Consider the following 9,714-nt stretch of genomic DNA (forward strand, 5'->3'; position numbering starts at 1 on the left):
CGTTCAACGCGCATGCCCGCTGAGCCGCATTACCCACTGAGTTTTCAAAAGAGCCATATAGGTTTTGTCCATCCGCCAACTCTTGCCAACGGGAACGTGGCGCTTTTTTTCGACAAGGTCGAATCAAATTCTAGATTTGCTTTCGGTCGAGAGGTTACATAGATTGATGAGGTGCTTCATCACCTGGCGAACCGGGCGGAGCATTTACACATTGTCGTCATCGGTTTTCCTCATCGCTATCGCTATTGTATAACGTTAGGTATGCGAATGAAGCGTCATAACCCATGCCACATTCGTGCCATATTAATGCCATATTAATGCCATATTACCTAGAGGTAACATCATGCCGGATATCAGTGGAAACGCAACAGTAATCAACGTCACCAACAAGCAACAAATGGGCGCGGCCTTGATCGTTCAGACTTACGCCAACAGTGTCCTCGCTCAGCCACAGGTGAATTTCGCGGGTATTAAGGGCCTCTCTAGCTACCAGACCGAAATCAATGATGGCCTAGCTACCGCGCAGGAGCACGCGAACTACTTCCTGAAAACGATGGAACCTGCGCTCATCCTGAATATGTCGAACTGCGAGAACTACTATGTGCTCAACGATGCGCTGCCCACCACACTGCCGCCGGGATCGACCGTCGATCAGTGGACGGCGGTGCTGACCGCGATGCAAACCCAGTCGACGGCCTACCAGGTCGCCGCGGCGCAAACGGTTACCGACCTTCAGGCGTTGCGTGATGAGCTGGCGACTGATACCCAGTCGTTCGCAACCATCGTCCAGAACCTGAATAGCGCCGTGAACGGCGACAACGGCGTGCTGGCTTCCATCTCCGATCAGTTGAGCACGATACAGGGCGAGATCGACGGCGCGATTGCCGGCATTGTCGTCAGCTCGTTGACGGTGGCGGGTGGCGTGTTTGTCATCTGTGTCGGGGCGATCGCGACTTTCGTGACGGAAGGCACTTCGACTGGCGCGGTCATCGGGGGTGTCGGCCTCGTGGCCGCAGGGGTTGCGGGGGAAGCCGGCTCCATCACGGCGCTCGTGACGCTCAATAACAGCAAGTCTGCGCTGCTGGCGGAGAAGAGCGAGCTCACCAATGAAGTCAAGCTCGCGGCTGCGGTAAGCAGCGGGTATTCTGCCCTCGCCAACCAGGTCAACAACTCGATAACCGCCGCGTCCGCGATGGCAAATGCGTGGAGCAGCGTGCAGTCCGATCTCGAGAACCTCGTCAGCGACCTGAACAACGGTATTCAAACCGCGGACGAGGTCCGGTCGCTCTTTGTCACCGCGGCTAACGGCGAAATCAAGACCGTGCTGACCGATATCCAGACGATCAAGCAGCAGATGGACGGCATTCAGGTTCAGGTTGCGGCGCCGGCTCAGACCGTCAGCAATCTGCTCACGCTGGTCGCCAAAAAGGCTGCCTGATACGGCGCGTTTGCCGTCTTTGCTTGCCGATGGGAAACGCACTTTCTCGTCGGCGCAACGCATAACGCTATTGATGAGGAACGATATGTCGGGACCATTGACACAAACATTGGCTGCGCTCCAGAGCAGTCTCTCTCAGGTAGGGGCGATCCAGAATCTGCCGGCACAGGCGGGAAATGTCCAGCGTACCGTTTGCGGGTCATTCGCACCTATCCTGAACGAAGTGCCTGAATTCCAGTCCAGCCTTCTGACGTTCATTACGTCGGCCAAGCCGTCGCTGGATAGCGTCATCGTCCAACTGGCTCACGGCGCCAATGGGCAATTGGTGTCGACGACCATCGCCGGGATCGCCAGCCAGATGGCGGCCTTTCAGTCGACGTCTAGCTCAGTGGTGACAACGGCCACGAGCGCGATGAGCACGCTCACGACATCTTTTACGACCTTGAGCGGTATTGAAGGCGCGCTGCAAACCCAGATTGCGGGCTTGCAGGGGCAGCTCGGCACGGCAAGCGGAGAGATGGAGGGCACGCAGAAGCGCTATTACTATCTTCTGGCACTGGGACCGTTTGGCCTGGTGGGGCTAAGCGTCGCGCTCGGCCTTTACCTGAAATGGAAGGGCGAGGTTTCGGACCTGCAAGGCGAAATCAATTCGCTCAACAGCCAGATCGCGTCCTTGCAAAGCATTGTTTTGTCCTGTAAGGCTTTGGCAACCAGCGAGTCTCAGGTTCTGCAAGACCTGACCAACCTGAAAAACGCGATCGACGCGGTAATCTCGGACTTCACCGAAATTGAGCATGACCTCGCGGGGACCACGGATCCGACGCTGCTCCAGACAGTCGCCCGCGCGGCAGACGCCATGCTTGTGACCCTCGAAGCTGACGCTTCCTGATCGCACACAGGCGCCGCTGACCTACGCCCGGTAAATTGATATTGAACGTTTCATGCAGGAGCACGCGTTGTCGCTCTCGGTCCCTTTGACGGCTCGCTAAGCTTCGGCTAGAACATCGGGTACTCCACCGGGTAGAGTGCCGCTCTCAAAGCAAGTCCGCCGAGCATCTGCTGTTCGAACTCGTCAGCAGGAGATACGGGGCTGCATCAACGGTGGTCACGACAAATCGACCGTTTGGCGAATGGCATGAGGTGTTTGCGAACGCGGCTTGCGTCGTCTCCCTTGTTGACCGACTGGTGCATCGTGCGGAAGTCGTCGCGATCGAGGGCGAGTCCTATCGCGTGAAGGAGGCGCGTGAACGCGCTGAGCAACGCACGAAGAAACTTAGTGCGGCAAAGGCCGAGAAGAAGACATCATGACGCGCCTTCATCTACCTTCCGGAATCACTTGTGGGCTCGACTTCCTAATTCCAGACAACTGGTCCGCCGATCAGGCGTTCGCTGTCGTCGAACTCATCGACGATCTACGCGAGCGAATCTGCATACACTATCAGGTCCAATTGCGTGAACAGCTGCACGAACAACGCGCCCCTCCCGTGAACGCTCACCTGAACGACGTCAACGATCCATTCTGATGACCATCACTCGACAGTAGGCGCTGGTAACGGCCCCTACTTGTTGACGCTCCTACTCAACCTTGCGCAGCCGTGTAGTGCCGGATTTACACCGCCGCTAACAAACGGGCCTCATTATCCATGTGGGGTCGACCCAGCGGGTTTTGCCATTACCGGAAGCCACCTCTACCTCGCTTCATGCAGACGGGTCTAGTAAAACCCCAAGTGAATTGGGCTTTTTGGCGCCCTTAAAGTCGCCCGAATGAAACACCAGCCCTGCTCTCGGACGCTCACTGCTTTGCGGAAAACAATGCCTCAGGTCGCAGAGAGTCGGCGTTGTCGAGCGTACACAAGTGGTAGCACATAGACTCAAATCGAAAAAGACGCTCACGGGTCCTGTCATAGTTGTTCCTTGCACCTGTATAACGCGAAAGCCCTATCAGCACTTTCACACTCTAGAAGCTCAGTTTGGACAACGACCTAGGCAAAAGCTAAGCATCAAGCAAGCAGGTGATCGATCTTCTCATCTACGACACTGTAAGATTAGACGGTGCAGATCGAGCGTTACCGAACAGCAACGTTCAAGATTTATTTCACGTCATTCCACTATTTTTCAATTTTTATCTAAAAAATAGTAGGCCCTGCAAGCCGTACGGATCGTGAAGGAAGAGCAATTACTTTCGAAAGACGCCACTTATCGCGACTATATGAGTTGCGCGTGCTGTCGACTGATTCGTGGCGTGTTTTGCCTGTTTTGATAGAAGAAACTGCTAGTCATATAACAGGCCCATGTTAGGCCGGCACATCCAATGTGCCAAGCGAGAGGTCCCCTTGTTTAAGAGGTTCCCCAAAGGGAGGGGACGTCCATCACATCAGCGCCCAATTGCCGCGGCAGGGAAGACAGCTTGCCGTTTTGGTCGCTCTTTTGTAGCGACCCCACGACTCGTCCACGTACGGCTTCAAATCAACGAGGCGCGCGCATCGTTATCGATCTTTTTTTATCCGCCATTTCAAGATCGTCGCACCGCCCCCGCTCGCCAGGAATGATTCAAGCCGTCCTATGCTAAGGGCGCGACTATAGTAAAAACCTTGTCCCAATTCGGCCCGAGCTGCGAGTAAGGCATCGTGATGAGCCGCGATCTCGACGCCCTCGCCGACGAGCACTGCATCAAGATCATGCGCGAGGGTGATCAATGTCTCAAGTAGCCGCGATCTTTCATAAGCATCGAGATGAAATATTGCTCTGTTCATCTTGACCATCTCGAAGGACCAGCCGTTGAACCAACGCCACGCCCCATCATCCGGGTTAAGTCCGGATAGCGCAAATCGCACCCCTGCTTTTCTTAGAGTGGCAATCACGCGTAGAAGGTTCGGGGCCGCGTCCCGGAACTCACGGTGACTGATTTCCAACACCAGTCGGCGCAAGACGCTGGGAATCGTAGCGCTTAGATCGGCAACAAACCCTGGGTGACTTAATTGCGAGAACGGCACGTTAACGCCGATATACAGCGATTCGGCCGTTGCCAGTTGACCGACCTCCTCTGCCACCTTACCAAGAACGAACCGCGTAATTGGCCCGATCAAGCTGCTCTGTTCGATGTAAGGCATGTAGTGACCAGGCCCGACCGCGCCGAACTCAACGTTATCCCATCGCAGCAGTGCCTCGATACCCACGCATTTTCCTTGCCGCAGGTTGACTATCGGCTGATATTCCAGATAAAACTCGCCGCGTTTGAGGCCGCTTCTCGCGGCGCGAAGGAGTGTCTCCCGAGCCCCAAACCACTTCTTCCTTAAGAGCCAGAACAGGACTCCGAGAACTCCGATCAGGGTCGTCGAAAGCAATATCCAAAATGATGGAGACCACCTGTGAATATCGGGACCGGCGCTCGCGTGAGCAGGCGACGAATTATCCTGCGCAGGCATTGTGTTTTCGGAGAGAGGCTTACCATTCGTCGCGCACGGCTGTCTGGAGGAACACGCGATCAAGCCGCGATCCAGAGTTGAGCGAGCTATGCCAGCCGTATCGTCGCTGTTTTCAGGGGTCGCAGCAGGGCGATGTCTTGTTTCAGCAAGCTCATCGGAGGACAGCAGATCTTGCGCCTTCCAGGGCTGTCCAGGTGCGGGAATCATCCAAGGCAAATTCGTGGGACCGGTGTCGTCGGCCGTACCTACCGCATCAGCCTTTGTTGTAACGTTCCAGGCGCCTACCGCTGCACAATGCGGGTTCATCAGCGGCATCGGACCGGCATTCGGTCCACCCAGCATTGCCGGGACGAGTGAGGGCAAGCTGACAGGAACGGCACAGACAACCCCAAATCCTATACTGGCGACCTCCTTTGAGCTAAACCACTGCAGTACTTGCTGTAACACGCCGCTTTCGGAACCCGCACCGGATCGAGTTCGGTAGAGGGCCGGGGCATTCGCGCTATAAACGCCCAGGGTCAAGGCGAGAAACCCCATGGAAAGCAGGCTCGCGATACAACGCGCGTTCGGTCTGGCCGCGACAGTGCCGAATAGCTCAAGGGCGACGGACTGCCACGCGGCTCGCGCTCCACCGAGTGAGAATTTTCCACCACGACACTTCGCTTGGCCGAGCCTGCTAACCCGGCTCAACGACGGCTCGCGTTTCTAGTTTGCCATGCGACATCCTGTCGATGCCGTTTAAGAATTGCTGAAACGCTGCGGCAGGTAACGGTTTGCTCAACAAGAAGCCCTGCGCCTGATCGCAATTCAGAGAGGCTAGCTTGTTCAACTGGGTTACCGTTTCAACACCTTCTGCCACCACCTCCATGTTCAATGCACGAGCAAGCGTCACGATCGCCGACAAGAGCGCGCTCCCCTGCCTTTCGTGAACGTCGAGATCGTTGACGAAAAAACGATCCACCTTGATCTGTCTGACCTGGAATCGTTGTAGGTACGCCAGGCTCGAATAGCCAGTTCCAAAATCATCGATGGCCATGTCAAAGCCGCGTGACTGGAATTTCTCAATGATCGCGGTCGTTTTGTCGGCGTTTTGCATCGCGACGGTTTCGGTGATTTCGAACATCACGCGCTCGGGCGCGACGCCCGCGCTCCGCACTATGGCATCGATATGGTCGACCAGGTCCGGTACGTTGAACTGCACCGGCGACAGGTTGATCGCGATCTGGATCGCCGGTAATCCTGACGCGTCCCACCTGGCGATCAGGCGACACACTTCTGCAATGACCCAATTGCCAATCTGGACGATCTGCCCAGAGTGCTCGGCAGCTGGAATGAATTCCAACGGAGGAATGTCGCCGATTTCTGGATGCTGCCATCGAATCAACGCTTCTGCCCCGCTCAGAGACAAGTTAGCGATCTTGAATTTCGGCTGGAAAGACAGGCTCAGTTGCCCCTCTTCCAGGGCCCGTTGCAGGTCACGCTGCAGGATCAGCGCACTGAGCGCAGTGGTATTCATCGTAGGCTCGAAATACCGGAAGGTATTCCGCCCACTCTGCTTAGCGTCGTACATCGCTGCATCCGCGTTGTGCAACAACGTCGCGGCGTCATTACCGTCGCGCGGAAACACCGCGATTCCAATACTCGCGCTCACCCGTAGCCGTACCCCGTTGATGACTATTTCGCGGCAGAGCTCGCGCAGCACGTTATCGGTAATCTGTCCGGCGACCGACGGGTCGAGCAATCCACCCACAACAATCACGAATTCGTCCCCACCGATACGGGCGACCATATCATCGTGCCGCAAGTTCTGGCCCAGTCGGCTCGCGCAGGTCTTGAGGAAATCGTCCCCAACGGCATGGCCAAGCGAGTCATTGATGGTCTTGAAGCCATCGAGGTTGACAAGCAGCACAGCGATCATCGAACCTCTCCGAGCGCAAGCCTCCATGGCTCGCCCGATGTGGGCTGTGAGCCAGAGCCGATTGGGCAGGTCCGTCAGCATGTCGTGCGTGCCGAGATGGTCCAACTGGCTGTTTGCACGCCGGAGCGAGTTGGACAGGCTGCACGTGTGGAATCCGAGGAAAGCGAGTGTTCCAATCAGCACCGTCAACGAACTCGCCGACACCGCCAGCGCGACCCAGTTCGCGTCGAGTTTGTTGGCAGCAAGGCAGATGCTTCCCGCCGCAAAGTTGGCCGCGCCCATCCCGGTGTAGTGCATGCCTGTGATTGCCAGCGCCATGAGGATCGCGGCACCAAGACGCTTGGCGATGAGGCTTTGCCGCGCGGACGTGCGCAGCGTGAAGGCGAGCCACAGCGAGGCAATCGATGCTGCAATCGCAATGGCAATCGACGCAATTACGACCCACAACGTATACCGGATTGGCGGAGACATCTGCAGCGCGGCCATCCCGGTGTAATGCATGCCGGCGATCCCAAACCCCATGACGGTGCCGGCGACGGCGACGCGCACGCGGGAGAGTTTTCCCCGGGTCACAGTGGATAGGGCAAGGAGCGAAACCACCGCAGCTAGCAGAAACGAAGCTGCCGTGAAGGAAAGATCGTATCCAACCCGGATGGGCAGCGCGAAAGCCATCATGCCGATAAAGTGCATCGACCAGATACCGACTCCCATCGCGATGGCACCGCCGAGCAGCCAGTGCACACGCTGCCGTTCCTGTTGCAACGAAAAGATCCGCCCCGATAATTCCAAGGCCGTATAGGAGGCGAGGAACGCGACGATGAGTGAAAGAAAGACTAGTAAAGGGTTATAGATGCCGCTCATGACCGTGGTTCCCTAAATGGATGCTGCACAACGCTTGCGTTAACAGCGTGGTTTAAACGCAATGGTCAGAAGCAGCAAACATTCAACTCTCTTTAACGGATTGGCTCCTTTTTGGGGGAGATCGGTATGTCGCGCTACTGCCTTCTTCTGCGCGAGTCCTCTGGGCGCTTTGATGGGCATCGCCCCTACGCCGCAACCACGCAGTTGCGGCCCTGGTGTTTTGCGCGATAGAGTCGTTCATCAGCGACACGCAGAAGCGTATCGATCGTGTCGCCATCGTGCCCGAACTGCGATACACCAATGCTCACGGTGACCTCCACCGAGCACCCGATCCCGGCCTCGAATGCACTGCGTGCGATGGCTACTCGAACACGCTCGCCGATTGTGCGAGCCGCTTCGAGTAGCGACTGTGGAAGCAGCACCATGAATTCCTCTCCACCTACGCGAGCGAAACCGTCGTAAGGGCGGATCGCCTCAAGGCACGTCTGTACGAAGCGCCGCAAGACCTCGTCGCCGATCTGGTGGCCGTACGAGTCATTGATCGCCTTGAAGTTATCGAGGTCAAGTGCCAGCAGGGAAAAGGGAGCGCCACCTCGTTTGACCCGCGCGATCTCGGCCTCCACGCTTTCGATGAACTGACGTCGATTCGCAGCGCCGGTCAAGGGGTCAGTGGCAGCAAGACGCTCGAGCTTTTGGTTAGTGTGCTGCAGTTCCTGCAGCGCGCTTTCGGTACGCGCCATTGCTTCGGCCAGCCGGGCGGTCAATTCCTCCTGGCTGTAAATGGTCGAGAATGAGCGCGTAGTACGGAAAGCCGCCACAACACCATAGCTGAGCAGAAAAAACCCCGCGGCGAAGATGGCGTGCGCGAGCCACCACATATGATTCCACGGTCGCCCCAGAATGAATGCAAGTGAAGATAGAGCGAACCACATGATCGAAATGCCATAGATCACCATGAGCGGAGAGCGAATCCGGCGCAACATCAATGTCATCACGTTCAATATCGAAAATACCAGCGCGCCCCCTTCCATCGATAGACGCACCATCAGGCTGCCAGCGATGGCCGAGTTCGCCACGTAAGCGACTGCGATATCAACCAGCACGAAGAATCCGAGCCACATCGCCCAATCACGAGCATTTGAGCGTTTCTCGACGCGCACGGGCGGACGATGATATGAGAGCAGCCCGACAAACAGCAGGATCGACATCACGAGGCGGGAAGCCGGTCCATAGAGTAGAAACAGCCACATATTGTGATGCGCAAGCCCGGTGAATGCGCCGTGCAATGCATAGATCAATACGAAGCCGAGAAAACCCAATGTGAGCCAGCGCAGCAAGGGCTCACCCGAGGACCGGTAGCACTGCCATGTCACATAGGTGACGAACAAGCCCTCAAGCGTGGCGGCAGCGATGGCGATTTCATGGAATACGTGATTCTCGAATTTCAGCGTCGGATCTTGCGCGAAATACAGATAGGCGATCAGACAAGCGGGGACAAGCGCAAACGCAATCAGCAGCAACTGCGTATAGACTTTAAGCAGTCGCCAGATTGGAGGAGGTGCCTCGCGAATATCGATGTTCATCCTCATACGCCGCCTCCATTAACTTTGATATTCTCGGTCGTTTCGCATAAAGCGATTGCACCGCGCCTCGTACTCTGGTCGGGGGTGCTGTTGAGTCTGAGCGTTGAGTCTGAGTTTACGTCATTTATGAAGGTTATCAATTGATTTTTAATGGGCGAGCGCCACCAATATTTCGCCATGCCTGATATACGCAACGGACTGCCCTCCCTTTAGCGCAGCTCCACTACTCGGGCGCTCGTTTTTATACGAATTCCAAACCGACCAGGTCAAGGGTATATTGACAAAAACGGTGCGAACAGGCCGTGGTTCGTTTATAGCGTGCCTATTATCGGGTCGGGCCTCGTTTCGCATAGTTGTTAGCGGCCGGCTGACTGAGACTAGCTTGTTTTACATTTAATTGTTGCTTTATATTTCAGTAACTACTGCCGCATACAGCATGTCGTTATACAGAAATGTCGGCATTACCGTCATCGCGCAATAAGCGCATGG

At 56.2% G+C, this 9,714-nt stretch carries 6 protein-coding genes and 1 pseudogene; 4 read left to right on the forward strand and 3 right to left on the reverse strand.

Annotation, left to right across the window (positions count from 1 at the left end; translation table 11 throughout):
• Nucleotides 1-343: 343 nt before the first annotated feature.
• From M0D69_RS42495 to M0D69_RS42510, 4 genes and pseudogenes are all read left to right on the forward strand, one after another.
• A complete protein-coding gene (locus M0D69_RS42495) occupies nucleotides 344-1,438 on the forward strand; it encodes an HBL/NHE enterotoxin family protein (protein ID WP_301787782.1) in 1,095 nt (364 codons plus the stop codon).
• 85 nt (nucleotides 1,439-1,523) lie between these two features.
• Nucleotides 1,524-2,327, forward strand: coding sequence for a hypothetical protein (locus tag M0D69_RS42500; protein WP_301787783.1), 804 nt, complete (start codon nucleotides 1,524-1,526; stop codon nucleotides 2,325-2,327).
• Nucleotides 2,328-2,482: 155 nt separating this feature from the next.
• A pseudogene (locus M0D69_RS42505) lies at nucleotides 2,483-2,746 on the forward strand (ATP-binding protein); the annotation flags it as partial.
• Nucleotides 2,743-2,961, forward strand: a complete 219-nt coding sequence (locus M0D69_RS42510; RefSeq protein ID WP_301787784.1) for a hypothetical protein — start codon at nucleotides 2,743-2,745, stop codon at nucleotides 2,959-2,961. The pseudogene M0D69_RS42505 and the gene M0D69_RS42510, both read left to right, overlap by 4 nt.
• Before the next feature lie 963 nt (nucleotides 2,962-3,924).
• Here the strand turns inward: M0D69_RS42510 and M0D69_RS42515 are convergent.
• From M0D69_RS42515 to M0D69_RS42525, 3 genes are all read right to left on the reverse strand, one after another.
• Entirely contained in the window at nucleotides 3,925-5,400 is a 1,476-nt protein-coding gene (locus M0D69_RS42515) for an EAL domain-containing protein (RefSeq protein ID WP_301787785.1), read from the reverse strand.
• A gap of 139 nt (nucleotides 5,401-5,539) precedes the next feature.
• Entirely contained in the window at nucleotides 5,540-7,642 is a 2,103-nt protein-coding gene (locus M0D69_RS42520) for a bifunctional diguanylate cyclase/phosphodiesterase (RefSeq protein WP_301787786.1), read from the reverse strand.
• A gap of 185 nt (nucleotides 7,643-7,827) precedes the next feature.
• Nucleotides 7,828-9,225: a GGDEF domain-containing protein gene (locus tag M0D69_RS42525; RefSeq protein ID WP_301787787.1), complete on the reverse strand. Its 1,398-nt coding sequence runs from the start codon at nucleotides 9,223-9,225 to the stop codon at nucleotides 7,828-7,830.
• Between the last annotated feature and the right edge of the window lie 489 nt (nucleotides 9,226-9,714).

It is taken from the genome of Caballeronia sp. SEWSISQ10-4 2 (genome assembly GCF_030464885.1).
Classification (GTDB): domain Bacteria; phylum Pseudomonadota; class Gammaproteobacteria; order Burkholderiales; family Burkholderiaceae; genus Caballeronia.

Coding starts and splice junctions, on each gene's coding strand:
- M0D69_RS42495 (WP_301787782.1), top strand. CDS start 344: ATGCCGGATATCAGTGGAAACGCAACAGTAATCAACGTCACCAACAAG.
- M0D69_RS42500 (WP_301787783.1), top strand. CDS start 1,524: ATGTCGGGACCATTGACACAAACATTGGCTGCGCTCCAGAGCAGTCTC.
- M0D69_RS42510 (WP_301787784.1), top strand. CDS start 2,743: ATGACGCGCCTTCATCTACCTTCCGGAATCACTTGTGGGCTCGACTTC.
- M0D69_RS42515 (WP_301787785.1), bottom strand. CDS start 5,400: ATGGGGTTTCTCGCCTTGACCCTGGGCGTTTATAGCGCGAATGCCCCG.
- M0D69_RS42520 (WP_301787786.1), bottom strand. CDS start 7,642: ATGAGCGGCATCTATAACCCTTTACTAGTCTTTCTTTCACTCATCGTC.
- M0D69_RS42525 (WP_301787787.1), bottom strand. CDS start 9,225: ATGAACATCGATATTCGCGAGGCACCTCCTCCAATCTGGCGACTGCTT.